We start from the raw sequence: 24,732 nt of genomic DNA, 5'->3' as shown, positions 1-24,732 counted from the left end.
TGATGGACAGGGCGCGGCCCTGTTCATCCCATAGGTTGTGTGGATGACCGTCATTGGCAACGGTGATTTCCGCCGCAAGCCTGCCCTTTCTAGAATGAACCCAACTTTTGAATCATCTGACCCATTGAGGACTGATATGCGTATTGAAATCGGCATCAACGAACAGGATCGCCAACAGATCGTCGACGGTTTGTCGCACCTGCTTTCCGACACCTATGTGCTGTACCTGAAAACCCATAACTTTCACTGGAACGTCACCGGCCCGATGTTCCGCACCTTGCACTTGCTGTTCGAAGAGCAGTACACGGAACTGGCCACTGCGGTGGACTCCATCGCCGAGCGAATCCGCGCACTGGGCTTCCCGGCACCCGGCACTTATGCAACCTACGCTCGCTTGTCTTCAATCAAGGAAGAGCCCGGCGTCCCGGACGCTGCTGAAATGATCAAACAACTGGTGGAAGGCCAGGAAGCCGTGGTCCGCACCGCACGCGGTCTGTTCCCTCTGCTGGAAAAAGTCAGCGACGAACCTACCGCCGACCTGCTGACCCAACGCATGCAAGTGCACGAAAAGGCCGCGTGGATGCTGCGTACGTTGCTGGAAGGAAATTGATGGTTGTGCGTCTGGCATCCGCTCATTGAAGGGTGCCAGATGTGCATCACCGTCACGGCTGGCCGGGGTGCGGCGTGGGATAATCACGATTGATATCCAGCGGACTCGCATACGGCCCGTCCCACAGCTGGCGGTGCAACTCGCCAATACGTTTGGCCATGCCACTGTCATGCATCACCACTTCCAGATTGCGCGAATTGTCGAGGTAACCACCGAGCCAGTTGCTGGTCCCGACCCACGCGACCTGATCATCGATCTCCATCGTTTTGCTGTGAATCACCCGCGCGTAGGGAATGAAACCTTGTGCGGCGATGGGCAGCGTGACGATCCGTACTTGCACGTTGGGCACCAGCGCCAGGCTCTTCAGGTATGCCACCTCCGGCATGCCGGTGTTCCAGTCTGAAACCATCAGTTTGATCGACACGCCGCGGGCCGCCGCACTGCGGATGGCGTTGTCGATCACCGGATAATAGGGTCGGCTCTCGTCCGGCCCGTAGGACAACGGGGCGTAGTCCAGCAGTTGCACGCGCACCTCGCGCCTGGCTTCGGCCAGCAAACGCGGCAGCTCGATTTGCGAATCGACAACGCCGTGCGGGTTGTAGCGTTGCGGGCTGGCGACCAGGTAGTTACCCACAGGCACATGATTATCCACAGGCGAAGCAGTGCCCGCAGGCATCGGCACCGTTCTACCCTCGGCAAGCGCCGCCTGCGCACGCCAATCCTGATCGAAGATGGCCTGGACCTGTCGCACCAGACTCGGCTCACTCACGCGCAGCCCCGTTTCATGGATGTGTTCGAGCGAGCGCCAGTCGAAGTTCTGGCTCCCGATGAACGCCTGCTGGCTATCCACCACAAAAAACTTGGCGTGAATGATGCCACTGCCCGTCAGCCTGGCGTAAGGCAGCACCTGCAATGTGAGGTTAGGAATGGCGCGCAGCCGTTCAAGCGTTGCCGGATCGGAAAGCTTCAAGCCTTTCTCTTCAAGAAGAAAGCGGATATGAACGCCGCGCTGCCCGGCAGCCCGCAGACTTTCGATAACCTTCTCCATGACCGAGCCGGACTGGTCGGCCACGTAGAACTGCTCGATGTCGATGCGCTGTCGTGCGCTGTCGAACAGCTCGCACCATACCTCGCCCGGCGTACGCAGATCGGGCGTTTGAAGATCGGTGCCTACCGGAACGGTGTGGACCAGTTCGAAGCCCTTGATAGCAAACCCGGCGTGAGCAACCGAACTCAACAACCAGAACGCGACCGTCAGACTGACGTGGCGCAGACGCTGCCGGTCGCGAAAAAAGAATGTGAAGGCCATAAGTATCCCGTTGCTGGTATCCACCGACGCGCATCAGAGACGCACGCCGCGTGCGTTCAGGCCGTCCGGTAGTTCAGCGGGGCTGCAGCGACCGGATGGGCCGTTTCATCCTGAACCCGCGCGCCGCTGGCAGCACGGATCAGCAGAATCTTGAGCTGATCGTTGATACGCTCCAGGCTGTTCTGAAAGAAGTTGTGAAACACCACGCAGAATAATGCGATGGCAATGCCCAGTCCCGTGGCGTAAAGCGCCGTACCGATGCCGGCGGAAATCTGCCCCGGATCCGATACACCCGCGCTGGCCAAGGCCTTGAACGTGTCGATGATTCCCAGAATGGTCCCCAGCAGGCCCAGTAACGGAGCGGCGGTGGTAATGGTTTCGATCAGCCACAGGCTACGGGACAGCGGCGCCCGAGTGCTCAGGTACTGGGTTTCGATGACGTCATCCAGATCCCTGCGAGAACCCTGCGCATTTTTTTGCGCCAGGACCGGCAAGACCATCTCAAGCGGCAGGCCGGACCGACGCGTCAGTGTTTCGGGCAGATCCTTTTCACTGTGCACGGACGCCTTCAGCGCGGCTTGCAGATCGCGAACCTGACGGCGTACATAGGCGAAATAAATGCCCCGTTCGATGGCGACGAAAATCGCGATCGCGATGGCGGCGTACATCACATAGAACGTGATGTCGTGCAGCTGATTCATATCCATGACGCAGACCTCGGGTCGATGATCGTTAAAAGTTGGCTTCCAGAGAGACGGTGACCGTACGCTCCACGCCGACGATGTAGGCCGGGTCGCCATCGCGGAAACCGCTGTAGGTCGCCGCGTTGGTCTTGGTGGTGTACACGCCGTCCAGGTATTTCTTGTCGAACAGGTTGTCGACGTTCAGTCGCAGGGTCGCGTCCTTGACGACTTTCTTGTCTACGGGCAGGTAGATACCGGCACCCAGATTGAAAATGGCGCGGCCGGGGATGCTTTCATCGTTGGTCAGGTCACCATAGAGCTTGCTGGTCAGCTTGCCGCCGAAGGTGCCGTAGTAGCTGCCGTCGTCGTAACCCAGGTTGGCCGCCAGCATGTTCTTCGGCACGTTGGCGAATTGCTTGCCGCTGGTCGGCAGGTCAATGGCCGCGCCGTTATTGAAAACCGTCAGGTCATCCTTCTGTCTGGCGCGGGTATAGGTATAAGAGGTGTAGTAGTTGAAGTGATGGGGTAACAGGCCGCTCCATTCCAGCTCCAGACCGCTGTTGTCCACGGCACCGGCGTTGATGTCCGCGAAATCACCATTGATGTCCCGAGACGACACTTGCCGATCCTTGAACTGCATGTAGAACAGCGTCGCTGCCAGGGTCATGTCCTGATCGGTAAAGCGCCAGCCCAGCTCATGGTTCCAGCTGGTTTCCGGCTTGCTGTCGATCGAGCCTGCACCCTGATCGTAAAGCACGTAGTTCTGTGGCACCCGCATATTGCGCGACAGGCTATAGAACAACTGATCGCGCTCATCCAGCTGGTATTTGAGGCCGACGTTGGGCAACAGCTTGTTATAGGTCTGATCGCGTTTTTCCGGGCGCTCGGTCAGGCTGCCGTGGTTATCCCCTTCCCGTTCGACATTCATGTAGGCCAGCCCGCCGATCAGGGTCCAGTCAGGGGCGAAGTACCAGGTGTCCTGCGCCCAGACTTTTTGCGCGGGCGTCACGGTGTAGCGGTCACGGCCCTGAATCTCGTTGCCGTTGGCATCGACCATGTAGTCCGAATCAGGCCAGATGCTCTCCGGCTTGCCATTGCTCTTCAGCCGTATGAAGGGCTGAGTCTGCAACTGACGCGCGCGCTCGTACCAATAGCCGACCTGCACGCTGTGCTCGTCGTTGACGTCCCAGTTCAGCTTGGTGGTGATGCCTGGACGCCAGGTTTGCGTGCGCGAAGGCCGGTAGTAAACGCCCGTCGTCGACGAACCATCGGCGTTGTAGGCTGCGGCGGTCGGCAGGTTGCTCAGGTCGAAGACGCCACCTTGACTGGAGCCTCGGTTGAGCGCAAAGGAAGAACTCGCCACGCCGCTGCCGTTGCCCCAGAAATAATACGGGATGACCGACAGCGAGACGTTATCGGCCAGTTTGAACTGGGTATTGAGCACGCTGGTAAACGTCTGGAACGGGTTCTGTGCCAACTCGTAATAGCTGGACAGTTTGCCATTGCTGCCCAATGTCGGCGTGGAGGGGTACGGGTCGAACTTGCGACCGTTCTGCTGAAACTGGCTTTTGGTTAACTGGCTGTAACTGTTGTTGTCCTGCTCGTGGTACTTGAGGATCAGGTTGGCGGTATTGCCCGAGCCCATGTCAAAAAAGCTGTTCCATTCGACCTTGTCAGCGCGAACCGCACCGTCACCACGCCACTTCTCGCCCTCGGTGTGCGACAGCGACAGCCAGTTGCTCAGCCCGTTGACCTCGCCGGTATTCAGCCTGGCGAAGGTCTTGTAGGTACCATTGCTGCCTGCCGTCTGTTTGACGAATGCGCCAGTCTCCCTGGTCGGCCGGATCGTTACGATGCCGATATTGCCGCCGCTCGAGCCAATGTGCGGTCCGTCGCTTTCGGCAGAGCCCTGAGTCACGAAAATCTGATCGATATTTTCCGGGTCGCCCAGCAGGTTTGAATACAGCGCGTAGTTGCCGGAGTCGTTGATCGGCATGCCGTCTACCGACATCCCGACCTGATCGGAATTAAGACCCCGCATCGTGAAGCGGAAGCCGGAGAGGCCTGTGGCGTCTTCGCTCGATATGTTCAATCCGGGCGTATATTTGAGCTTGTCGATCGCGTTGCCTGTCGCCGTCTGCTTGTCGAGTGCTTCTTTGGTCACCGTGGAGCGCGCCTTGATGCTGTCCTCCTGGACCATGTAGCCGCCGCCTGCGGTCGCTCTGCCTTGTACGCCAATGGTGCCGACATCACTGGCATCCGTGTCAGCCATGACCATGCCGTGGCTCATACCGGCGGCGACCAACGCAAGGTGAATCCTGGAAAGCTTCATCACATTGTTCCTTGTCAGTACTACTGCACGCTGTAGTTGAAGGTAGCGGTGAAGCGCTGCTCGCTGCGTCCGCAAAAAGCTTGTTCGGGAAATGGCTTGACCTGTTTGATGCGTCGCAGGCTGCTGGTCGCTGCACGGTTGAGCAGCATGCTGGAGGCCTGACTCTGAATGCCGGAATCCAGCACGCGTCCCTGACGATCAACCAGCAGCCAGACGACCACCTCACCGCTCGGGCGCTCCAGCGATGCCTGGCGTCCGGTGGGGTACTGCTTGTAGCCGTCCAGTTCGTTGCGCAAACCTTTGAGGTAACCGCCTTCCAGCCCTTGCGTGTCGACCTTGGGCGGTGAAGGTGGCGCAGGCGGCGCCACCGCAGCAGGCGCGCTGGCCACCGCCGGGCGCGGCGCGGGCATCGGCTCGACCGGTTTGGCTGCCGCAGGCGCTGGCTTGGGCACGGGTTTCGGACGAGGTTTGGGTTCTGGCTTGGGCTCAGGTTTCGGCTTGGGCTCAGGTTTAGGAACGGGTCTGGGCGGCGGAGGCGGCGGCTCGGCCTCTTCGCTGTCAACGACAGGCAGAGGCGGCGGCGACTCATCGGGCTGTAAGGGTTGAACCTCTGGCGGCACGACAGGCTCAGGCGCAGGTTCAGGCGGCTGCGGTTCGACCAATGCCAGCTCTACGGCCGACTCGTCGTAGACCGGTTCCACTTTCAAAGGCCGGGTCTGCATGCCCATCACGATTGCGACGAGCGCCAGCAGGGCAGGCAAGCCGCCCAGCCACTGACGCATGCGAAACAGGACGTACATGATCAGGATTTACGCGTGGCGATGGACACGGACGTGAAACCACCCAGGCGCAGGGTGTCCATGATTTCGACCAGACGCGCCACTTCAACGCCCTTGTCGCTGTTAACGATGATGGTGGTTTTGGTGTCGGGTTTTTCCAGCGCTTTCAACGCAGGCACAAGGGCGTCGACCGTGGTTGCCTTGCCGTCGAGTTGCAGCTCGCCGTTAAGCCCCAACGTGAGAATCGACTTGTTCTGCGGCTTGAGCTGCTGGGCACTGCTGGCGCTGGGCAACTGAGTCTTCATGCCCAGCGCCGGAATCACGTTCAGGCTCACCAGTACAAAAAACACCAGCAGAAACATCATCACGTCGATCATCGGGATCAGTTCGATGTGCGCCTTGCGTTTCCTGGGTTCGTCCCACGTTCTCATGCCGTCATCCGCCACTTGTCAGAGGCCGAGAATCTAGCAACCGAATATGTCCGACCGGTTAGTTTTCAATGACCGTTGCGTGTCTCTGAATCGCACATTTCGTGACACTTGAAGGATTCTTGCATCTGTCACGAAACCGACATTCAAGCTGGGCAGATTCGGGCATTTAATTAGACGGCGTGTTCAAGGACATGCTGGTGTTCGGGCTATTGCGCTCGCAGTACGAATCTTCGGAGGCGCGTCATGACTGATTTCGATCCGGATCGTCGTCGCATCATCACCGGTGTGGCCGGTGCCGCCCTGTTCTCGATCCTCAGCCCGTTTGCCCGCAGTGCGGGTGTCGATTATCCGTTCACGCTGGGCGTGGCATCCGGGGATCCGCTGCCGGATGGCTTCGTGATCTGGACCCGGTTGGCCCCGCAGGTGACGACCGCCCCGGGTGACGGCGGTCTGCACAAACCAGTGGCGGTCCGCTGGAAAATTGCCAGCGACGCGGCAATGACCCGGATCGTTCGCACCGGGCAGGCCACGGCTCAACCGCGTTTTGCGCATTCGGTGCATGTGGAAGTGAGCGGCTTGCAGCCCGGTCGGCATTACTGGTATCAGTTCGAAAGCCTGGGGGCGCAAAGCATGGTAGGCCAAGCCTGCACGTTACCGCCATTGGCAGCCATGCCAACGGCCCGGTTCGGGTTCGTTTCCTGCTCGCACTGGGAGGCCGGGTATTTCAGCGCGTACCGACATCTGGCCAATGAGCGTCCGGACCTGGTGTTCTTTTTGGGCGACTACATTTACGAGTCAGGCGTTGCTCCGCAAAACGCCAATGTTCCACGCCGTCATCTAACGTCGGAACCGATCGATCTGGCCGGATACCGCAACCGCTATGCCCAGTACAAGACCGACCCGGACCTGCAGGCGCTGCATGCCTGCGCGCCATGTGTAGCCACCTGGGATGATCATGAAGTGCAGAATGACTACGCCGCCCAGTGGTCGCAGGATCCACGCGTCTCGACAGGAAGCTTTCTGCGTCGCAGAGCCGCCGCCTACCAGGCGTTTTACGAGCACATGCCCTTGCGCGCCAGCAGTCTGCCAAAAGGTGCTGACATGCGTATTTATCGACATCTCGACTACGGACGGCTGGCACGTTTTAACGTGCTGGACGGTCGACAGTACCGCTCCGAGCAACCTTGCCTTCAGGCCAATGTCACCCGAGGAGGCCGCGTCGTGAGTAATGACTGCCCGGACCTGCGCGACCCGAAACGCACCATGCTCGGCTGGGAGCAGGAAACCTGGCTGGACCGCAGCTTTGCGCGCTCGCCAGGGCAATGGAATGTCATCGCGCAGGACCTGCTGGTCGCGCCCCTGACGCAGCGCAATCCGAACACTCAAGCACTGGGCCGCTGGACCGACGGCTGGGACGGCTACATCGCAACGCGCGAGCGCATGCTGGCCTCCTTGGAGCGTCATCAGACCCGCAACCCGGTGTTCTGGGGCGGAGACATCCATTCATTCTGGACCACCGACCTGCATGCCGACGCCAACAATCCGGACTCCAGAATCGTCGCCACCGAGTTTGTCGGCACTTCGGTGACCTCCAGCGGACCATCGTTCGAAGCCTTCAACTCGGTACTAGGGCTTAACCCACACATCAAGTTCTTCGACAGCCGTCAACGCGGGTATGTATCGGTGGACCTGAGCGAGCGACAGATGCAGACACGGTTTCAAGTGATCTCGGACGTGCTCGACCCGGCGGCTACCGTATCGACGCTCAAGCGCTTTGTTGTGGACGCGGGAAAGACCGGGGCGGTGCAAGTCTAGGGCTTTGCGCCAACCCGGTGAACGCCCCCGCTTTTGTCCGCAGACAAGGGGCTTATCGTTTAGCGGCGTTGCAAGATCTAAACACTGCGCCACTACTTCAACTGATTGGCAAACCGCCCGACCGCGCCCACCACCTGTTTCGCCCCTTCCTGAATCTCGACGATCACCGACCCGGCTTCGTTAGCCAGCATCAAGCCCTGTTCGGCCTGGGTTCGGCTGTTAGCCATGCCACGTACGGCCTCGTCTGCCAGTGCCTGGTTCTGCTGCACGACACTGACGATCTCTTCGGTGGCGGCGCTGGTTCGGCCTGCCAGTTGCCGCACTTCATCGGCCACTACCGCAAAGCCCCTGCCCTGTTCGCCGGCACGCGCCGCTTCGATGGCTGCGTTGAGGGCCAGAAGGTTGGTCTGCTGGGCGATACCGCCAATGGTCTGCACAATGGAGCTGATCAGCAGCGACTGCTTGCCCAGCGCTTCGATGCCGGATGACGCCGATTCCATTTCCTGGGAAATCTTGCGCATGGTCTGCACGGTGTTCTGCACCACGTCGGCACCGCGCTGAGCGCTGACGTCTGTCTGCTGGGAAATTTCGAAGGCCACGCTTGCCGCCTGGCTGACGTCTTCTTCGCGAGCGACCTGATCGGTCACCACGGTTGCGAACTTGACCACCTTATAGAGTTTGCCCTGGGCATCATGGACCGGGTTGTAAGTGGCCTCAAGCCAGACATCGCGGCCATTGCTGTCAACGCGCTTGAATCGGCTGGCAACGAATTCGCCACGGTTCAGGGTCGCCCAGAAATCCTTATATGCCGTTTGTGACGTCTCATGAGGGTCGCAAAACATGCTGTGATGCTTGCCCCTGATCTGCCCCAGGTTGTAGCCCATCCCACGCAGAAACTGTTCGTTGGCCGTCAGGACATGCCCACCCAGATCGAACTCGATCACTGCGGTGGAGCGCAGCAAGGCCTGAATGAAGGCAGAGTTTTCCGCGGCGGTTTCGACGGTCTGGGTGATGTCGGAGCCATAGCACTGTAACGTCATCAACTTGCCGGTCTCATCGAGAACCGGCTGCCACATGGCCCGTATCCACGCCAGGCTGCCGTCGGCGCGCAAAAAGCGGTAATTGTCGATGACCGATTCGCCTTTCTGCACGGCGGCCTTGAGGTTTCGGTAACACTCGAGCTGCTTGACGTAAGGCGGGACCAGATCGTCCAGATTCCTGCCTACCAATTGCTCATTGCTGTAGCCGAGCATCTTGAGAAAGTTGTCATTGGCGTGAGCAACGCGGTTATTGGCATCAAGTACCAGTCCCACCATGCAGGCATCGATACCCTTCTGCATCTGCCGAAAAACCGACAACTCGGCCTGTTGAGCCTGTAATTCCTTTTTCAAGCGGGTATTGAACATGACTGCACCGATACGTGGGTTGTACGACCTTATCGGCATAAGCGTAGTCAGGATGAGTGCAGTCCGTCAGGCATTTTGCTTTTTGTGATACGGCAAACACATCTGTAACGAATTCTCACGATTTTCTATCGCAAGCGAAACCACGCGTCTGCGATGAGCGGAAGGAACGGCGTGTTTCTTCACTTCGAGTGAGCACGGCAAATTCTCGTTACACCGGCTAACCTGTACCGGCATGGCCATGATGGCCACTGGGCAAGGCAAATCGTATCTACGCCTTCCGCCCTGAAACCGCCCCTTCGCTTGACGCGCAGGCAACCTCGAAAGCGTCGGGACATACGTTATTTGCTGGAGTTAAAACACATCCTATGAAAGCGATCATTACCGGCATCACAGGTCAGGACGGCGCCTACCTTGCGCAATTGCTCCTTGAAAAAGGCTACACCGTTTACGGCACCTACCGCCGGACCAGTTCCGTCAACTTCTGGCGCATAGAGGAATTGGGGATCCAGGACAACGCCAACCTTCATCTGGTCGAATACGATCTGACCGATCTGTCCGCCAGCATACGGCTGCTGCAGAACACCGAAGCCACCGAGGTCTACAACCTGGCGGCACAGAGTTTTGTCGGCGTTTCGTTCGAGCAACCTCTGACGACGGCGCAGATTACCGGCATTGGCGCACTCAACCTGCTGGAGGCCATCCGGATCGTGAATCCGAAAATCCGCTTTTATCAGGCGTCCACCTCGGAGATGTTCGGCAAGGTTCAGGCTATTCCTCAGGTCGAGAGCACGCCGTTCTATCCGCGCAGCCCGTATGGCGTAGCCAAGCTTTATGCGCACTGGATGACCATCAATTACCGCGAGTCTTACGGCATCTTTGGCGCCAGCGGCATTCTCTTCAACCACGAATCGCCGCTGCGCGGTCGCGAATTCGTGACCCGCAAGATCACCGACTCGGTCGCCAAGATAAACATGGGGCTCATGGAGTCCTTCGAACTGGGCAATATGGACGCCAAGCGCGACTGGGGATTTGCCAAGGAATACGTCGAGGGCATGTGGCGCATGCTGCAGGCGGACACCCCGGACAGCTTCGTTCTGGCCACCAACCGCACCGAGACCGTGCGCAGTTTCGTGAGCATGGCGTTCAAGGCCACAGGCGTGACTATCCAGTGGGAAGGCGAAGCGGAAACCGAGCGCGGCATCGATGCGGCGACCGGCAAGGTCCTGGTTTCGGTCAATCCAAAGTTCTATCGGCCTACCGAAGTGGAACTGTTGATCGGCAATCCTGCCAAAGCCCGTGAAGTGTTGGGTTGGGAACCGAAGACCAATCTGGAAGAACTGTGCCGCATGATGGTTGAAGCGGATCTTCGTCGAAATGAAAAGGGCTTTTCCTTCTGATGAGCATCGCCGGTAAACGCGCATTGATAACGGGCATCCACGGTTTTACGGGAAGCTTCATGGCCGCAGAACTCGCCGCCCAGGGTTGCGAGGTAGTCGGCATGGGCAGTCAGCCGTCGGACAGCGACAACTATTATCAGGTCGATCTACAGGACATCGACGGGCTTTGCACGCTGCTTGCCGACATCCAGCCCGACATCGTCGTACACCTCGCTGCACTGGCATTCGTAGGTCACGGGTCTCCGGAAGCCTTCTATCAGGTCAACCTGATCGGGACGCGAAACTTGCTGGAGGCCATTGAGGCAAGCGGTAAAACGCCCGACTGCGTGTTGCTCGCCAGCAGTGCAAATGTCTACGGCAATGCGTCTTCCGGTGTACTGGATGAAACCACCCCACCCGCGCCCGCCAACGACTATGCCGTGAGCAAACTGGCCATGGAACACATGGCGGGCCTCTGGCACGCAAGGCTTCCGCTCGTCATCACCCGTCCGTTCAACTACACAGGTGTCGGACAGGCTGAAAACTTTCTGCTGCCCAAGATCGTCTCGCACTTTGTCAGAAGAGAAAGCACCATCGAACTGGGCAACCTGGATGTATGGCGTGATTTCAGCGACGTGCGCGCTGTCGTCAGCGCTTATCGGGGTTTGCTGGAGGCCCGGCCGCTGGCTCAGACCATCAACGTGTGTTCAGGGGTGACTCATTCGCTGCGCGAAGTGATCGAGATGTGCAAGAGCATTACCGGGCACGACATTGAGGTTCGCGTTAATCCTGATTTCATTCGGGACAATGAAGTGAAGACGTTGTGTGGAAGCAATGCCCGTCTCAAAACATCAGTACCGGGATGGACCACGCCGGACCTGCATGACACGTTGAGCTGGATGCTGTCGGCTCACTGAATTCGGTGTCTGCGCACAGGCCTGCCCTGGCAGTCGGGCAGGCACCGTTCGCTTGTCATACCGCCAGACGCCTGTCTGAGCTGGCGAGACGCGGTCATTTTGCTGCAAATTTAGTCCGAAGCTCCTGCAGCCGATTGCGCTCCTTTTCGGTCAAGCCTGCCGCGTTATAGATTGGCTGCTTGTCTGCGCCATCGATTCTGTAAGCCTCGACACTGAAAAACGCACCGGCAGGTGCCTGAATCTTGGCCCAATCGCTGAACATGTTCATTTCCAATGTCCAGTCGGCGCTTTCGCCAGGCTGCAGGCCACCGCTGATTTCATAGTTGAACCGCTCACTAAACCACGGAACCGGGCGCCCTGGCGTCGCGATGGTGCCAATAAAATAAACTCGGGAGATGACCTGATCGGTGCCGTTGACGACAGACAGATCGATGTAAGGCTTCACATAGTATTTGTCTTTCTTCATGTAGAAAGCCGACTTGGGAACTGCGAACTTCGACAGGTGATTCTTGGCGATTTGCGCGTTCTTCTGCTTTTCCATCAACGCGTTTATTTCTGAAACCGCTTGTTCGTGCTCTCGATTGGCACGCTCGACAAGAATTCTTTTCGCCTCGACGCCGACTTCGGCAGCAGTTTTGCCGTCAAGACTGGTGAGCATGTTCTGCTTTGCGAGGTCTGTGCTGCTCTGCCCGGTGAACACCGCACGCAAATCCAGATTGGTCATTGCGACAACCTGGAGGTCTTCCTTGAACTGGTTTTTTTCCTCCTCCGACATACCTGCAACGACCTTGGAAATCGATTGTTGCAAGGCCTCATTCGAGCTTCCATCAAGCTTTGGCTTTCCGCAGCCGGACAAAATAAGTGCCGATAAAAGTAGTACCGCCGTCCTGCGCATAAGTCTTGCCTCCTTGATAGGCGCGCAGAATATCAAAACGCCGGCACGGAATACAAAGATCATTCCCCCTTCAAGCGTCTTAGGCTCTGTACGAAAAGTGGGCGAGCGAAGGTCAGGCAAGGTAAAAACAGGCAAGGAAGCGGAGTCTACGTGTTGTAAATGCGCATTTCGTGCCTGTTTCTAACGCAGCATCACCGAGCGCAGCCACCTTTCGTACAGAGCCTAGGGCTTGATCGCACCAGCACGTTCCTTTTTTGTGCACCCCCTCATGAATGCGCCCGGCAATGGCGCGCAGCGCCTCCAGGCTTTCGACGGAAAAACACACACGACCCGCTCTAAAACAAAGCTTTCACACTCCCCGGCACGAAACCTGCTCTGGCACATTCAATCTTGTATACATGAATGAACACGCCCATGACTGCTCTCGATATCGCCGCGCTTCAGACGTCATTACGCTCTGGTCAGATCACCCTGTCAGCCTTCCTGCAAGATGTGCATTCGTATATCGATGCCGACGGCCGCCCGGAAGTCTGGATTCACCGGGAACCACTGGCTCGCCTGCTGGAACGAGCGCAGGTGCTGGATCGCCTTGCCGAAGAGCTGGGCGATTCGCTGTATGAAACGCTGCCGCTGTTCGGCATCCCTTTTGCGGTAAAGGACAATTTCGATGTCGCGGGTTTGCCAACCACGGCTGCCTGTCCTTCGTTTGCCTATCAGGCCGCTGGCACGGCGCATGTGGTGCAGCGCTTGCTGGACAGCGGCGCGATTCTGATCGGCAAGACCAATCTGGATCAGTTCGCCACCGGGCTGGTGGGGGTTCGCTCGCCTTATGGCGCAGTGCGCAATGCCTGTGATCCGGCCTACGTCAGCGGCGGCTCAAGTTCGGGCTCCGCGGTTGCTGTGGCGCGAGGTTATGTGTGTTTTGCGCTGGGCACGGACACGGCGGGCTCGGGTCGGGTGCCTGCGGGATTCAACGGCGTGGTCGGGCTCAAACCGAGCCTTGGGCTATTCAGCAGTCGCGGCGTGGTGCCGGCCTGTCGGACGCTGGATTGCCCGTCGATCTTTGCCAACGATGTGGCGCAGGCCTGGCAGGTTGCGCAGGTGATGGCAGATTTCGATGCTCTGGATTCCAGCAGCGTGGCGGTGCAGGCCTTGCCGGTACTGCGTCGGACGCGACGGGTCGCGGTGCCGCAGCGCTGCGAGTTTTTTGGCGATACCCAGGCAGCCGCTGCGTTCGACAAGGCATTGGAATCGCTCGAGCGCGACCCACAGGTCGAACTGACTTACGTGGCTTTCGACGTCTTTATAGAGGCAGCCGCCCTGCTCTATCAGGGCCCGTGGGTGGCCGAGCGGCGGTCTGCGGTCGGTGAGTTTTTCAAAACCCGTGCCGCGGACATTCATCCGGTGGTGCGAAATATTCTGCAGAGCGCCGATCAGTACGATGCAGTGGATGGCTTCAAGGCGCGTTATCGACTCGCCGAATTGACCCGGTCGGCCACTGAGTTGCTGGCCGATGTCGATGTGCTGGTGGTCCCGACCGCGCCGTGCATGCCGACCATTGAGGCGGTGCTGGCCAATCCGGTCGAACTCAACTCGCAACTCGGTTACTACACCAACTTCGTCAACCTGATGAACATGAGTGCGTTGGCTATTCCGGCGCATCGGCGTGATGACGGGCTGCCTGCGGGTATCACGCTGATCGGTCCGGCGGGCGCTGACCAGCGTCTTGCCGAGATCGCGGCGGGTTGGCAGGCCCACTTCGGCACGGTCGATCAACGCGACAGCGTGGCGCTGGCACCTCTGCCCTTCACTGTTCCCACCGTGCGGGTTGCCGTGGTCGGCGCGCATCTTCAGGGGCAACCGCTCAACTGGCAGTTGCTGGAAGGCGGCGCTCGTCTGTGCAACCTGACCCACACCTGCGCGGACTATCGCCTGTATGCGCTGGCAAACACCACGCCCGCAAAACCCGGACTGGTGCGCGTGTCGGCGCATGGGGCGCAGATCGAGGTGGAAGTCTGGGAAATGCCCCTCAGCCTGTTCGGCGCATTCGTCGCCGCCATTCCCGCGCCACTGGGCATCGGCTCGCTGCAGTTGGCTGACGGTCAGTGGGTCAAGGGTTTCATCTGCGAGCCCGACGGGCTCGCGGGCGCGCTGGACATCACCGAATTCAAAGGCTGGCGCGCCTATCGCGCCGCTCAAAACACTTCTTCCACGGCTCATTGATCAGGGGTAGCACCAATGTCGAATGTCGATCGTCGCAGCTTCATCAAACTGGCGGGCATTATCGGGCTCAGCGCGGCGTTGCCGTTCAGCCGTGTGTATGCGGCCGATGCACCGTTGGTGGTGGGTTTCATCTATGTGGGAGCCCGCGACGACTTCGGGTACAACCAGGCCCACGCGCAGGCGGCCGCCATCATCAAGACGCTGCCCAACGTCAAAGTGATCGAGGAAGAAAACGTCCCGGAAACCGTGGCCGTGCAAAAGACCATGGAGGCCATGATCCGCCAGGACGGCGCGACGCTGATCTTCCCGACCTCGTTCGGTTACTTCGATCCGCATGTGGTCAAGGTGGCGAAAAAATACCCGGACGTGCGCTTCGCCCACTGCGGTGGTCTGTGGAAAGAAGGCCGCGACCCGATGAACGCTGGCAGCTTCTTCGGTTATATCGACGAAGCCCAGTACCTGAACGGGGTGATTGCCGGACACATGAGCAAGTCCAGGAAGCTCGGCTTCGTCGCCGCCAAACCGGTGCCGCAAGTGCTGCGCAACCTCAATGCATTTGCCATGGGTGCCCGCTCGGTGGACCCAAGCATCGTAACCACCGTCATTTTCACCGGTGACTGGTCATTGCCGGTCAAGGAAGCAGAAGCCGCCAACAGCCTGATCGATCAGGGTTGCGACGTGCTCACCTGTCACGTCGACGGTCCCAAGGTGATCGTCGAGACCGCCGAAAAGCGCGGCGCGATGACCTGCGGCTATCACGCCAGCCAGGCCGCGTTGGCGCCCAAAGGCTATCTGACCGGTGCCGAATGGAACTGGGAAACGCCCTACCGCGCCCATGTCGCGGCGATCCAGAGCGGCGCGCCGATGATCAACTTCCTGCGGGGCGGCCTCAAGGAAGGCTTCGTCAAAACGTCGGCCTACGGCGCGTCGGTCACTGCCGAAGCGAAGCAGAAAGCCGATGCCATCAAGGCGCAAATGCTGGCGGGCAGTTTCGTGATCTTCCGAGGCCCGCTCAAAGACAACAAGGGCAACGTGGTGATCGCTGACGGCGTAGCTCAAGCCCAGACCGATATTGCGCTGGAAAGCATGAATTATCTGGTGGAAGGCGTTGTTGGCCAGATCTGAGGAGCGCCCGATGTTGGTTTCGCGAACCCTGCGTCGAGTGGCTGGCGCGCTGCTGCCCGGCCTGCCGACGCTATTGGCAGTGCTGTCCTCGTGCGCGCTGTTTCTGCTGTTTCTCGCCGTTCAGGGTAAGCCCGCCTGGCAGGCCTTGCACTTGGTCGGCGAAGGCGCGTTCGGCTCGTGGTTCGCACTGGAAAACACCTTGCAACGTGCCGCACCGTTGATGCTGACCGCGCTGTGCGTGGCACTCCCGGCGCGCGCCGGGCTGATCATCATCGGGGGCGAAGGCGCGCTGGTGCTCGGCGGTCTGGCCGCTGCGGTCACGCCGCTCTGGCTGCCACCCGTGGCGCCCTGGCTAATGCTCGGCTGCATGGGCATCGTCGCCATGCTGACGGGTGCGCTGTGGATCGGCCTGAGCGGCTGGATGCGCCAGCACCGGGGCGTCAACGAGACCATCAGCAGCCTGTTGCTGTCGTACATCGCGCTGGCGCTGTTCAGGCAGATGGTCGAAGGGCCGCTACGCGATCCGGCCAGCCTCAATAAACCGTCCACGCCGCCGCTGGACGATGCCTATCTGGTCGGCACCATCAGTGACAGCTTCGAAGTGCATTGGGGGTTGGTGGCGGGTGTGGTTGCCTGTTTGCTGGCCTATGTACTGGTGCGTCACAGCGTCAAGGGTTTTGCCCTCGCGGTGGTCGGCGGCAATGTGCGTACGGCACTGATGATCGGCTTGCCGGTGGACCGGCTGATTCTGCTGAGCTGTCTGCTCGGAGGCGCAGCGGCCGGGCTGGCGGGTATGTTCGAAGTCACTGCCGTGCAAGGCAGCGCCAACGTGGCGCTGATCGCGGGGTATGGCACCAGCGGCATCCTCGTGGCCTTCGCTGCTCGCCATCATCCGTTGGCGATCATCGTCTGCGCGATTCTGCTGGGTGGTCTTGAGGCCAGCGGCGGCCTGTTGCAGCGCCGTCTCGGCTTGCCGGACGCGACCACGCTGATTCTGGAAGGGCTGCTGTTCACCAACCTGCTGCTCTGGGAAGCGCTGAGCGGGCGTCTCTCGGCATGGAAAATCAGGCTCGCGCAAGCACCGGGCACCCTCGAAAACGGAGCGCTGCAACGTGGCTGATCTCGACCTGAGCACTTTTTTGCTGGCGTTGCTGGCCGGATCGATCCGCGTCGGTACGCCGTTCCTGTTCGTCAGTCTGGGCGAATGCCTGACCGAAAAAAGCGGCCGCATCAACCTGGGACTGGAAGGCATTCTGGTCGCCGGGGCGATGTCCGGATACGCCGCTGCGTGCCTGACGGGTTCTGCCTGGCTGGGCGTTGGCGCGGCAGCCGGAGTCGGCCTGATGCTGGGCCTGTTGCACGGCATCGCTTGCTCGCTGCCTCGGGTCAACGACATCGCGTTTGGTATTGCGCTGATCCTGCTCGGCACCGGCCTGGCGTTCTTTCTTGGCAAACCGTTCATTCAACCGCAGGCGCCGATGCTGCCTTCACTGGCGCTGGGTGCGTGGAGCGATGAAGAACGTCTGCGCTCGGCCCTGAACATCAACGTGCTGTTTTTCATCGGCGTCGCACTGGCCTTTGCGCTGCATTGGGGTCTGTGCAGTACGCGCTGGGGCCTGATGGTGCGGCTGGTGGGTGACCATGCCGAAACCGCACAGGCGCTGGGCTATCGGCCCATCAAGGTGCGCATCGTTGCCACGGCCATCGGTGGCGCGCTGGCCGGTGTCGGCGGTGCGTACCTGTCGCTGTATTACCCCGGCAGTTGGAACGAAGGCTTGTCCAGCGGACAGGGCCTGATGGCCGTCGCGCTGGTGATTTTCGCCCGCTGGCGGCCGCTCGCGTGCCTGTGGGCATCGCTGCTGTTTGGCGCGGCGGGGGCGATTGGCCCGGCGTTACAGGCAGTGGGCATCAGCAGCGGTTATTACCTGTTCGCCGCCGCACCCTACGCCTTGACCCTTGGCGTGATGTACGCAACCTGTCGACGCGGCCGCACGCTGAACGGCGCGCCCGGTGAATTGAGCATGACCCGATGAACTCATTGTTAAAGGAGGCATGACATGGCCAGTGGTCTTGGTGGTTTGAACAAGTCGCCCAATGGCGTGGTGATCGGTCTGGCGCAACTGGCTCTGCCCGATCCGCATACCCGCGAGGCGTTGTGGGCGCAAACGCAGAATGTGGTGTCGATGGTCGCCAAAGCCAGACGCAGCAACCCCGGCATGGACCTGATCGTGTTTCCCGAATACTCGCTGCACGGCCTGTCAATGAGCACTGCGCCGGAGATCATGTGCAGCCTGGACGGCCCGGAAGTCGCAGCGCTGCGCCAGGCGTGTCGGGATCACCAGATCTGGGGCTGCTTCTCGATCATGGAAGCCAACCCTCACGGCAACCCGTTCAACAGCGGGCTGATCGTCGATGACCTGGGTGAGATTCAGTTGTACTACCGCAAGCTGCACCCATGGGTGCCCGTCGAGCCCTGGGAGCCTGGCGATCTGGGCATCCCGGTGTGTAAAGGGCCGCGTGGCAGCACGCTGGCGCTGATCATCTGTCACGACGGCATGTTTCCGGAAATGGCCCGAGAGTGCGCTTACAAAGGCGCGGACATCATGCTGCGCACCGCAGGCTATACCGCGCCGATTCGTCATTCGTGGAAGATCACCAATCAGAGCAATGCCTTCACCAACCTGATGCAGACCGCCAGCGTCTGCATGTGCGGCTCCGATGGCACCTTCGATTCAATGGGCGAAGCCATGTTCGTCGACTTCGACGGCACAGTGATGGCCGAAGGCGGCGGGCGCGCCGATGAGATCGTCTGCTGCGAACTGCGCCCGGATCTGGTCCGCGAAGCACGCCTCAACTGGGGCGTGGAGAACAACATCTATCAGTTCGGCCATCGCGGTTACGTCGCCGTCAAAGGTGGCGCTCAGGACAGCCCCTACACTTACATGCACGATCTGGCCGCCGGGCGCTATCGCCTGCCATGGGAAGCCGAGGTGGTGCACACCGACGGCAGCGCCTGCGGCTTCGCGGCACCCGAGCGCGACTTCAAGCCCACCCCGACCACCTGGAAGAAATGACCCATGAGCGAACGCTACCTGGCTTGCGAACCCTATCCGTGGCCGTGGAACGGCAAGTTCAACGCGCACAACACCGCCTTGATCGTGATCGACATGCAGACCGACTTCTGCGGCGTTGGCGGTTACGTGGACAGCATGGGCTACGACCTGGCTCTGACGCGCGCGCCCATCGAACCGATCAAGGCGCTGCTCGCGCTGATGCGCCCGCTGGGCTTCACCATCATTCATACCCGCGAAGGCCATCGCCCGGACCTCAGCGACCTGCCCGCCAACAAGCGCTGGCGCTCGCAGCGCATTGGCGCGGGGATTGGCGATCCGGGCCCTTGTGGCAAGATTCTGGTGCGCGGCGAGCCCGGCTGGGAACTGATCGAAGAACTCGCACCGCTGCCCGGCGAAATCATCATCGACAAGCCCGGCAAGGGCTCTTTCTACGCCACCGATCTGGAACTGGTGCTGCGCACCCGAGGCATTGAAAACCTGATCCTCACCGGCATCACCACCGACGTCTGCGTGCATACTACGATGCGCGACGCCAATGATCGCGGCTTCGAGTGCATCCTGCTCGAAGACTGCTGCGGCGCGACCGATGCGGCCAACCATGCCGCTGCGTTGAGCATGATCAAAATGCAGGGCGGTGTGTTCGGCGCGGTCGGGCATTCGTCGCTGCTCCACGATGTGCTGGGAGCTTGAACATGCGTGCCCTGAGCCTGGAAACCATCGGTGCCAGTAAAAGCTTCGGCGCCTTCCGCGCACTGGACGACGTGTCGTTCAAGGTCCGAGCCGGAACGGTCCACGCGCTGCTGGGCGAGAACGGTGCCGGCAAGAGCACGCTGGTCAAAGGCATCATCGGCTATGGCCCGTTGCAGTCGGGCAGCATCCTGGTCAATAACCGCGAACACGACATTCGCAACCCGCGTGATTCCCATCAGTTGCAGATCGGCATGGTGTATCAGCACTTCACCGTCGCGCCGGGTCTGAGCGTGGCTGAGAACCTGGTGCTGTCGCGAGGCGACCTGCCGTGGCGCATCGATTGGGTGGCCGAGCATGATCGCCTTGACGCATTCATGGCCCGCATGCCGTTTCGCCTCGATATCCAGCGGCCGGTCAGCAGTCTGGCGGCCGGTGAAAAGCAGAAGCTGGAGATTCTCAAACAGCTGTATCTGGAACGTCGGCTGGTGATTCTCGACGAACCGACTTCGGTGCTCACGCCTCAGGAGGCTGATGAAGTGCTGGGCCTGATGCAGCAGATGGCGCATCGCGGCGAACTGACGGTGCTGATGATCACCCACAAGTTTCGCGAGGTCAGCACCTACGCCGACGACTTGACGGTATTGCGCAAGGGACGTTGGGTGGCGAGCAGCGCGGTCGCTGATACGTCGACTCAGGAAATGGCCACCTGGATGATGGGCCACGCCCAGGCCACCCATGTGAGCCATGATCGCCCGCCCGTGCCCGAGGATTCGCCACAGTTGCAGGTAAAGGCGCTGGATGTTCCGGGTGACAAGGGTACGCTGGCAGTCCGGCAGTTGAGTCTGGCGGTGCGTCCCGGTGAGATCCTCGGTATCGCGGGGATCTCCGGCAACGGCCAGCGCGAACTGACCGAAGCCCTGCTGGGGCAGCGTCCTTTCAGTGGCGGGCAAGTCCTGATCGATGGGCAGCCTTATCACGCCAGCCGCGAGCAGATGCAGCGTCTACGCGTATTCAGTCTGCCGGAAGAGCCACTGCGCAATGCCTGCATCGGCGGACTGAGCGTCGCTGACAATCTGGCCCTGCGTAATTTTGACCGTCCGCCTCTGTGTCGTCAGGGCTGGCGCATCGACCGCCGCGCTGTCGCCACTCAGGCACGCACGCTGATCGAACGTTTTCAGGTCACGCCCAACGATCCCGACCGCCCAATCGGCACGCTGTCCGGCGGCAACGTGCAACGTGCAGTGCTGGCCCGTGAGCTGACTTCGGACATCGCCGTGCTGATCGTTGCCAACCCAGTGTTCGGTCTGGATTTCTCGTCCGTGGCGCTGATCCATCAACGCCTGATCGATGCCCGAAACAGTGGCGCGGCCGTGCTGTTGCTGAGCGAAGACCTGGACGAGCTGCTGGCCCTGGCAGACCGCATCACGGTGATCCATGACGGCGAGCTGGTATTCGAAACGTCGGCACGCGATGCAAACCGTACTGAATTGGGCCGACACATGGCCGGCGCTGAGCATCCGCAAAAGGAGTCGGCATGATCGACGTGCAGGCCAATCCAGAACGCTTCGCCTTCGAACCGGCCAGAACCGCGCTGGTGATCATCGACATGCAGCGCGACTTTCTCGAACCCGGCGGGTTCGGCGCGGCACTGGGCAACGACGTGCTGCCGCTACAGGCCATCGTGCCCACCGTGCAACGGCTGCTGGCCCTGGCGCGTGCTCAGGGCATGACCGTGATTCACACCCGGGAGTCTCACCTTGATGACCTCTCGGATTGCCCGCCCGCCAAGCTCGAACATGGCCTGCCGGGTCTGCGCATTGGCGATAGCGGGCCGATGGGCCGGATTCTGGTGCGGGGCGAACCGGGCAACCAGATCATCGACGCACTGGCGCCGATTCGCGGCGAGTGGGTCGTCGACAAACCCGGCAAGGGGATGTTCTTTTCGACCGGTCTGCACGGCCACCTGAGCGCAGCAGGCATCACCCATCTGATCTTCGCGGGCGTGACCACCGAAGTGTGCGTGCAGACCAGCATGCGCGAGGCCAACGACCGTGGTTATCGCTGCCTGTTGATCGAAGACGCCACCGAGAGTTACTTTCCCGCCTTCAAGCAAGCGACGCTCGACATGATCACCGCCCAAGGCGGCATTGTCGGTCGGATCGCGCCGCTGTCCGCCCTGGAGCAGGCACTACAGAAAAGGAATACACACTGATGGATATCAACCTGCCCCATGTAGTGGCCGCCGTCACCGACGCGTTCGTCGATTACGAACGCGCCTTGCTGGCCAATGAGTTGACCACGCTGGATGACTATTTCTGGAATTCGGAACACACCGTACGTTACGGCGTTGCAGAGAACCTGCACGGTGCCGATGCCATTGCCCGCTATCGACGTCACTGCCAGCCGGTGGGGCCCGGACGGCAATTGGTACGCACGGTGGTGAGTACATTCGGCGAGGATTTTGCCACCGTCAGCACCGAGTTTCGCGATGGCGTAACCGAGCGCCTTGGCCGACAGATGCAGACCTGGGTTCGCTTCGAGGGCGCCTGGAGGGTCGTCGCCGCGCACGTCAGCATCGACCTGAGCAGCCTGGAGTGAATGCCGTGAACGCACCGCATTCCACCAATGCACTGGCTGAGGACGTGTACCGTCGGCTGAAGCAGGAAATCTTTGATTTCTACCTGCTGCCCTACGACCGCTTCACCGAAAACCAGCTGGCCGACCGTTATCAGGTGTCACGCACACCGGTTCGCGACGCGCTTTATCGCCTGCAGCGTGAAGGTTATCTGGACGTGGAGTTTCGCCGGGGCTGGTCGGTCAGGCCGCTGGACTTCACCCAGATCGACCAGCTCTATGATTTGCGTATCGTGCTGGAGTGCGCGGCGGTTGAACGCATCTGCGCGTCCGCCGAGGTTCACCCCGAACTCAGCGTGTTGCGCGGGCACTGGCTGGTGGATAAAAGCCAGTGGCACACCGACATGCAAGTGGTCGCCGACCTGGACGAACAGTTTCATACCCAACTGGTGGCCGCATCAGGCAATCAGGAAATGGCCCGTGTGCACCATGAAGTGACCGAGCGCATCCGCATTGTCAGGCGTCTGGACTTCTTCAAGAGCGCACGCATCGAACACACCTACCTCGAACACGCCGCCATCCTCAACGCCCTCCACGCCCGCAAGCGTGATGAAGCACTGTTGCTGCTGCGCTCTCATGTCGAGATCAGCAAGCTGGAAGTTCGCAAGTTGACAATCTCGATGCTCAGCGATGCGCGGCGTCAACATAAAGCGTGAGCTGGCGGGTGGTGCCATCGATCGCCAAGGCTGATCGCGCTGAAAATGCTACCTGGAAATGCAGCCTCTCCACTGGATGTACCGCCCTCCTCGCCAGCAAGCCGGGCTCCCACGCGTCATGTAGAAAGCCGCGCGATGTCTGACGCAGGGCATCGGCACGTTCAGGGTGTCGGGCGATCCCACGCGCGGCGTCGGGGCGTGGGATCGTTCATCTTTCAGGTCAGCGTTTGACCGTCTCTTCCAGCGTGAAACGGCCCAGCGGGTTCTGGCCGAAGTGCTCGATGTTCTTGCGCGACACACTGATGTACGGGCTGTAGTACAAGTCGATCCAGTTCACGTCGGCCTTGGCCATTTTCTGCAGATCGATGTACATCTGCTCGCGTTTTTTCGGGTCCATTTCCACGCGCGCGGCAGCGACCAGTTCCTTGACCTTGTCGTTTTTGTAACGCGTCATGTAGTTCATGTTGGTGTCATGGCCGAGCACGAACGTGGTCTTCTGATCCGGGTCGAGAATGTCGTTGGTCCAGTACATCACGGAGATGTCGTAGTCACCGGCAATCAGCATGTCCCAGCTCTGACTCGGGTCGACTTTCTGCAAGGTAGTGGTGACGCCGACCTTGGCCAGTTGCTGTTGCAGCATCACGGCGATCTGTTCGTCGACTTCGTTGCCGGCGTTGACCACGTAGTTGAGCTTCAGGCCGGAAGCGCCTGCGTCGGCCAGCATTTTTTTGGCTTTTTCCGGGTCGTACGGGCGTTGCAGGTTATCGGCGTAGTGGTACAGCGCCCCTTTTGGAATGTAGGAATTAGCGACGGTGCCGAGCCCGAAAGTCGCAGCTTCGACGAGGGATTTCTTATCGATGGCCATGTCCAGCGCCTGACGCACTTCCACTTTCGCCAGTGCACCGTGCTCGTGGTTGATCAGCAGGTGATCCTCACGGGTGGACGGATCGAGGTGGACGGTCAGACTGGTGTCTTTCTTGAGGTTCTCAACGCGGGAAAACGGCACGTAGATCGCAGCGTCCAGTTCGCCGGCCTGCACCTTGAGCATACGTGTGTTGTCGTCCGGCACGGAGATCCACTCAACGCCATCCAGGCTGACCGTGGAGGCTTCCCAGAAGTTGGGGTTCTTCTCCAGAATCACCCGGTCGCCGCGACGCCATTCCTTGACAGTAAATGCACCGGAGCCGACCGGCTTTTCGGCATACGCCTCTTCGCCCAGGCTTTTCATGGCCTTTTCAGACAGGATCGACACATTGGGCAACGCCAGTTGCGAGAGGAACGCGGCCGACGGGTGTTTCAGGGTGATCACCAGCGTGTGCGGATCGCTCGCAACGGCGGTGTCGATGATTTTGTAGGAGTCGCTCCACAGCGAGCCTTTGTCATCACGAATGCGCAGCAGACTGAACACCGCATCGCTTGCGGTCAGCTCGGAGCCGTCGGAGAATTTCGACGGGCGCATCTTCAAGGTGTAGGTCAGCCCGTCCGGCGAAATCGTCCAGCTTTCCGCCAGCCCCGGCACCAGTTTCGTGCCCTTGTTATCGACCCGGATCAGCACGTCATAGACGTTGGAGAACACCCAGTTATCAATGTTCTGCGCGCTCTTGATCGGGTCGAACGTGGTGCCGTCTTCGCGGCGACCGATGGTCAGCACGCCAGCCGCTTCCGCAACCCCCGCAGCCAGAGAACAGGCCGCCAGCATGGCGACGGTCAGCAACTTCACAGGTCGTGCTTTCATATACGGAAACTCCTTGTTGGTATCGAGAAAGGATAGTGATGG

The 24,732-nt window shown here is 60.2% G+C and carries 21 protein-coding genes and 2 pseudogenes; 14 read left to right on the top strand and 9 right to left on the bottom strand.

Features of this window, described 5'->3' with window-relative positions; translation table 11 throughout:
- Positions 1 to 136: 136 nt before the first annotated feature.
- A complete protein-coding gene (locus BZK31_RS04190; protein ID WP_083181471.1) occupies positions 137 to 610 on the top strand; it encodes a Dps family protein in 474 nt (157 codons plus the stop codon).
- A 52-nt stretch (positions 611 to 662) separates the two neighbouring features.
- Here BZK31_RS04190 and BZK31_RS04185 read toward each other — a convergent pair whose 3' ends face one another.
- The 5 genes from BZK31_RS04185 to BZK31_RS04165 are packed head-to-tail and all read right to left on the bottom strand — an operon-like array spanning position 663 to position 6,144.
- Entirely contained in the window at positions 663 to 1,919 is a 1,257-nt protein-coding gene (locus tag BZK31_RS04185; RefSeq protein ID WP_083181470.1) for a phospholipase D-like domain-containing protein, read from the bottom strand.
- Positions 1,920 to 1,975: 56 nt separating this feature from the next.
- Positions 1,976 to 2,626: a MotA/TolQ/ExbB proton channel family protein gene (locus BZK31_RS04180; protein ID WP_083181468.1), complete on the bottom strand. Its 651-nt coding sequence runs from the start codon at positions 2,624 to 2,626 to the stop codon at positions 1,976 to 1,978.
- 25 nt (positions 2,627 to 2,651) lie between these two features.
- Positions 2,652 to 4,934, bottom strand: coding sequence for a TonB-dependent receptor (locus BZK31_RS04175; RefSeq protein WP_083181467.1), 2,283 nt, complete (start codon positions 4,932 to 4,934; stop codon positions 2,652 to 2,654).
- A gap of 20 nt (positions 4,935 to 4,954) precedes the next feature.
- Complete coding sequence (locus BZK31_RS04170) at positions 4,955 to 5,734, bottom strand: energy transducer TonB family protein (RefSeq protein WP_083181465.1); 780 nt, start codon at positions 5,732 to 5,734, stop codon at positions 4,955 to 4,957.
- Between the two features lie 2 nt (positions 5,735 to 5,736).
- The gene (locus BZK31_RS04165) at positions 5,737 to 6,144 is read right to left on the bottom strand and encodes an ExbD/TolR family protein (protein WP_083181464.1); all 408 of its coding nucleotides are present in this window, start codon (positions 6,142 to 6,144) and stop codon (positions 5,737 to 5,739) included.
- A 243-nt stretch (positions 6,145 to 6,387) separates the two neighbouring features.
- Between BZK31_RS04165 and BZK31_RS04160 the strand changes: the two genes are divergently transcribed.
- Positions 6,388 to 7,959, top strand: a complete 1,572-nt coding sequence (locus tag BZK31_RS04160) for an alkaline phosphatase D family protein (protein WP_083181462.1) — start codon at positions 6,388 to 6,390, stop codon at positions 7,957 to 7,959.
- A gap of 92 nt (positions 7,960 to 8,051) precedes the next feature.
- Here BZK31_RS04160 and BZK31_RS30480 read toward each other — a convergent pair.
- Positions 8,052 to 8,486 (bottom strand): annotated as a pseudogene (locus BZK31_RS30480) (methyl-accepting chemotaxis protein); the annotation flags it as partial.
- Between the two features lie 153 nt (positions 8,487 to 8,639).
- Positions 8,640 to 9,275, bottom strand: a pseudogene (locus BZK31_RS30475) (PAS domain-containing protein); the annotation flags it as partial.
- A 455-nt stretch (positions 9,276 to 9,730) separates the two neighbouring features.
- Here BZK31_RS30475 and gmd point away from each other — a divergent pair.
- On the top strand, positions 9,731 to 10,762 hold the full coding sequence (gene gmd / locus BZK31_RS04150; RefSeq protein WP_083181459.1) for a GDP-mannose 4,6-dehydratase: 1,032 nt from the start codon (positions 9,731 to 9,733) through the stop codon (positions 10,760 to 10,762).
- Positions 10,762 to 11,658 carry a GDP-mannose 4,6-dehydratase gene (locus BZK31_RS04145; protein WP_083181458.1) on the top strand — a complete coding sequence of 299 codons (897 nt, stop codon included), beginning with the start codon at positions 10,762 to 10,764 and terminating at the stop codon, positions 11,656 to 11,658. The genes gmd and BZK31_RS04145 overlap by 1 nt, the downstream gene beginning before the upstream one ends.
- 94 nt (positions 11,659 to 11,752) lie before the next feature.
- Here the strand turns inward: BZK31_RS04145 and BZK31_RS04140 are convergent, their stop codons facing one another.
- Positions 11,753 to 12,616: a DUF6694 family lipoprotein gene (locus BZK31_RS04140; RefSeq protein WP_244182627.1), complete on the bottom strand. Its 864-nt coding sequence runs from the start codon at positions 12,614 to 12,616 to the stop codon at positions 11,753 to 11,755.
- A gap of 351 nt (positions 12,617 to 12,967) precedes the next feature.
- Here BZK31_RS04140 and atzF point away from each other — a divergent pair, with 351 nt between their 5' ends.
- Genes atzF through BZK31_RS04090 form a run of 10 tightly spaced genes read left to right on the top strand, consistent with a single transcriptional unit; the run spans position 12,968 to position 22,955 of the window.
- On the top strand, positions 12,968 to 14,776 hold the full coding sequence (atzF, locus tag BZK31_RS04135) for an allophanate hydrolase (protein WP_083181454.1): 1,809 nt from the start codon (positions 12,968 to 12,970) through the stop codon (positions 14,774 to 14,776).
- Positions 14,777 to 14,791: 15 nt separating this feature from the next.
- A complete protein-coding gene (locus BZK31_RS04130; protein WP_083181453.1) occupies positions 14,792 to 15,901 on the top strand; it encodes a BMP family ABC transporter substrate-binding protein in 1,110 nt (369 codons plus the stop codon).
- 10 nt (positions 15,902 to 15,911) lie between these two features.
- On the top strand, positions 15,912 to 17,021 hold the full coding sequence (locus BZK31_RS04125) for an ABC transporter permease (protein ID WP_083181451.1): 1,110 nt from the start codon (positions 15,912 to 15,914) through the stop codon (positions 17,019 to 17,021).
- Positions 17,014 to 17,934 carry an ABC transporter permease gene (locus BZK31_RS04120; RefSeq protein ID WP_083181450.1) on the top strand — a complete coding sequence of 307 codons (921 nt, stop codon included), beginning with the start codon at positions 17,014 to 17,016 and terminating at the stop codon, positions 17,932 to 17,934. Before BZK31_RS04125 ends, BZK31_RS04120 begins: the two co-directional genes overlap by 8 nt.
- Before the next feature lie 24 nt (positions 17,935 to 17,958).
- Positions 17,959 to 18,975 carry a formamidase gene (locus tag BZK31_RS04115; protein WP_083181448.1) on the top strand — a complete coding sequence of 339 codons (1,017 nt, stop codon included), beginning with the start codon at positions 17,959 to 17,961 and terminating at the stop codon, positions 18,973 to 18,975.
- Positions 18,976 to 18,978: 3 nt separating this feature from the next.
- Positions 18,979 to 19,665 (top strand): biuret amidohydrolase, encoded by a 687-nt coding sequence (gene biuH / locus BZK31_RS04110; RefSeq protein ID WP_083181447.1) that lies wholly within the window; start codon positions 18,979 to 18,981, stop codon positions 19,663 to 19,665.
- 2 nt (positions 19,666 to 19,667) lie between these two features.
- Positions 19,668 to 21,203: an ABC transporter ATP-binding protein gene (locus tag BZK31_RS04105; RefSeq protein WP_083181445.1), complete on the top strand. Its 1,536-nt coding sequence runs from the start codon at positions 19,668 to 19,670 to the stop codon at positions 21,201 to 21,203.
- Positions 21,200 to 21,877, top strand: coding sequence for a cysteine hydrolase family protein (locus tag BZK31_RS04100; protein ID WP_083181443.1), 678 nt, complete (start codon positions 21,200 to 21,202; stop codon positions 21,875 to 21,877). The genes BZK31_RS04105 and BZK31_RS04100 overlap by 4 nt, the downstream gene beginning before the upstream one ends.
- Positions 21,877 to 22,263, top strand: coding sequence for an oxalurate catabolism protein HpxZ (hpxZ, locus tag BZK31_RS04095; RefSeq protein ID WP_083181441.1), 387 nt, complete (start codon positions 21,877 to 21,879; stop codon positions 22,261 to 22,263). The genes BZK31_RS04100 and hpxZ overlap by 1 nt, the downstream gene beginning before the upstream one ends.
- 5 nt (positions 22,264 to 22,268) lie before the next feature.
- The gene (locus BZK31_RS04090) at positions 22,269 to 22,955 is read left to right on the top strand and encodes a GntR family transcriptional regulator (protein WP_083181535.1); all 687 of its coding nucleotides are present in this window, start codon (positions 22,269 to 22,271) and stop codon (positions 22,953 to 22,955) included.
- 220 nt (positions 22,956 to 23,175) lie between these two features.
- Here BZK31_RS04090 and BZK31_RS04085 read toward each other — a convergent pair whose 3' ends face one another.
- Positions 23,176 to 24,690, bottom strand: coding sequence for an ABC transporter substrate-binding protein (locus tag BZK31_RS04085; protein WP_083181439.1), 1,515 nt, complete (start codon positions 24,688 to 24,690; stop codon positions 23,176 to 23,178).
- Positions 24,691 to 24,732: the final 42 nt, after the last annotated feature.

The organism is Pseudomonas floridensis (assembly GCF_002087235.1).
In the GTDB taxonomy this organism is placed as follows: Bacteria; Pseudomonadota; Gammaproteobacteria; order Pseudomonadales; family Pseudomonadaceae; genus Aquipseudomonas; species Aquipseudomonas floridensis.
The sequence above is the reverse complement of the archived record's forward strand: the minus strand, read 5'-3'. Positions and strand labels throughout refer to the sequence as shown.

Bases quoted from the DNA above. Each gene is read 5' to 3' on its own strand.
- atzF (WP_083181454.1), top strand. From the start codon at position 12,968: ATGACTGCTCTCGATATCGCCGCGCTTCAGACGTCATTACGCTCTGGT.
- BZK31_RS04085 (WP_083181439.1), bottom strand. From the start codon at position 24,690: ATGAAAGCACGACCTGTGAAGTTGCTGACCGTCGCCATGCTGGCGGCC.
- BZK31_RS04165 (WP_083181464.1), bottom strand. From the start codon at position 6,144: ATGAGAACGTGGGACGAACCCAGGAAACGCAAGGCGCACATCGAACTG.
- BZK31_RS04175 (WP_083181467.1), bottom strand. From the start codon at position 4,934: ATGAAGCTTTCCAGGATTCACCTTGCGTTGGTCGCCGCCGGTATGAGC.
- gmd (WP_083181459.1), top strand. From the start codon at position 9,731: ATGAAAGCGATCATTACCGGCATCACAGGTCAGGACGGCGCCTACCTT.
- BZK31_RS04170 (WP_083181465.1), bottom strand. From the start codon at position 5,734: ATGTACGTCCTGTTTCGCATGCGTCAGTGGCTGGGCGGCTTGCCTGCC.
- BZK31_RS04180 (WP_083181468.1), bottom strand. From the start codon at position 2,626: ATGGATATGAATCAGCTGCACGACATCACGTTCTATGTGATGTACGCC.
- BZK31_RS04100 (WP_083181443.1), top strand. From the start codon at position 21,200: ATGATCGACGTGCAGGCCAATCCAGAACGCTTCGCCTTCGAACCGGCC.
- BZK31_RS04185 (WP_083181470.1), bottom strand. From the start codon at position 1,919: ATGGCCTTCACATTCTTTTTTCGCGACCGGCAGCGTCTGCGCCACGTC.
- biuH (WP_083181447.1), top strand. From the start codon at position 18,979: ATGAGCGAACGCTACCTGGCTTGCGAACCCTATCCGTGGCCGTGGAAC.
- BZK31_RS04140 (WP_244182627.1), bottom strand. From the start codon at position 12,616: ATGATCTTTGTATTCCGTGCCGGCGTTTTGATATTCTGCGCGCCTATC.
- BZK31_RS04160 (WP_083181462.1), top strand. From the start codon at position 6,388: ATGACTGATTTCGATCCGGATCGTCGTCGCATCATCACCGGTGTGGCC.
- hpxZ (WP_083181441.1), top strand. From the start codon at position 21,877: ATGGATATCAACCTGCCCCATGTAGTGGCCGCCGTCACCGACGCGTTC.
- BZK31_RS04125 (WP_083181451.1), top strand. From the start codon at position 15,912: ATGTTGGTTTCGCGAACCCTGCGTCGAGTGGCTGGCGCGCTGCTGCCC.
- BZK31_RS04115 (WP_083181448.1), top strand. From the start codon at position 17,959: ATGGCCAGTGGTCTTGGTGGTTTGAACAAGTCGCCCAATGGCGTGGTG.
- BZK31_RS04145 (WP_083181458.1), top strand. From the start codon at position 10,762: ATGAGCATCGCCGGTAAACGCGCATTGATAACGGGCATCCACGGTTTT.
- BZK31_RS04130 (WP_083181453.1), top strand. From the start codon at position 14,792: ATGTCGAATGTCGATCGTCGCAGCTTCATCAAACTGGCGGGCATTATC.
- BZK31_RS04105 (WP_083181445.1), top strand. From the start codon at position 19,668: ATGCGTGCCCTGAGCCTGGAAACCATCGGTGCCAGTAAAAGCTTCGGC.
- BZK31_RS04190 (WP_083181471.1), top strand. From the start codon at position 137: ATGCGTATTGAAATCGGCATCAACGAACAGGATCGCCAACAGATCGTC.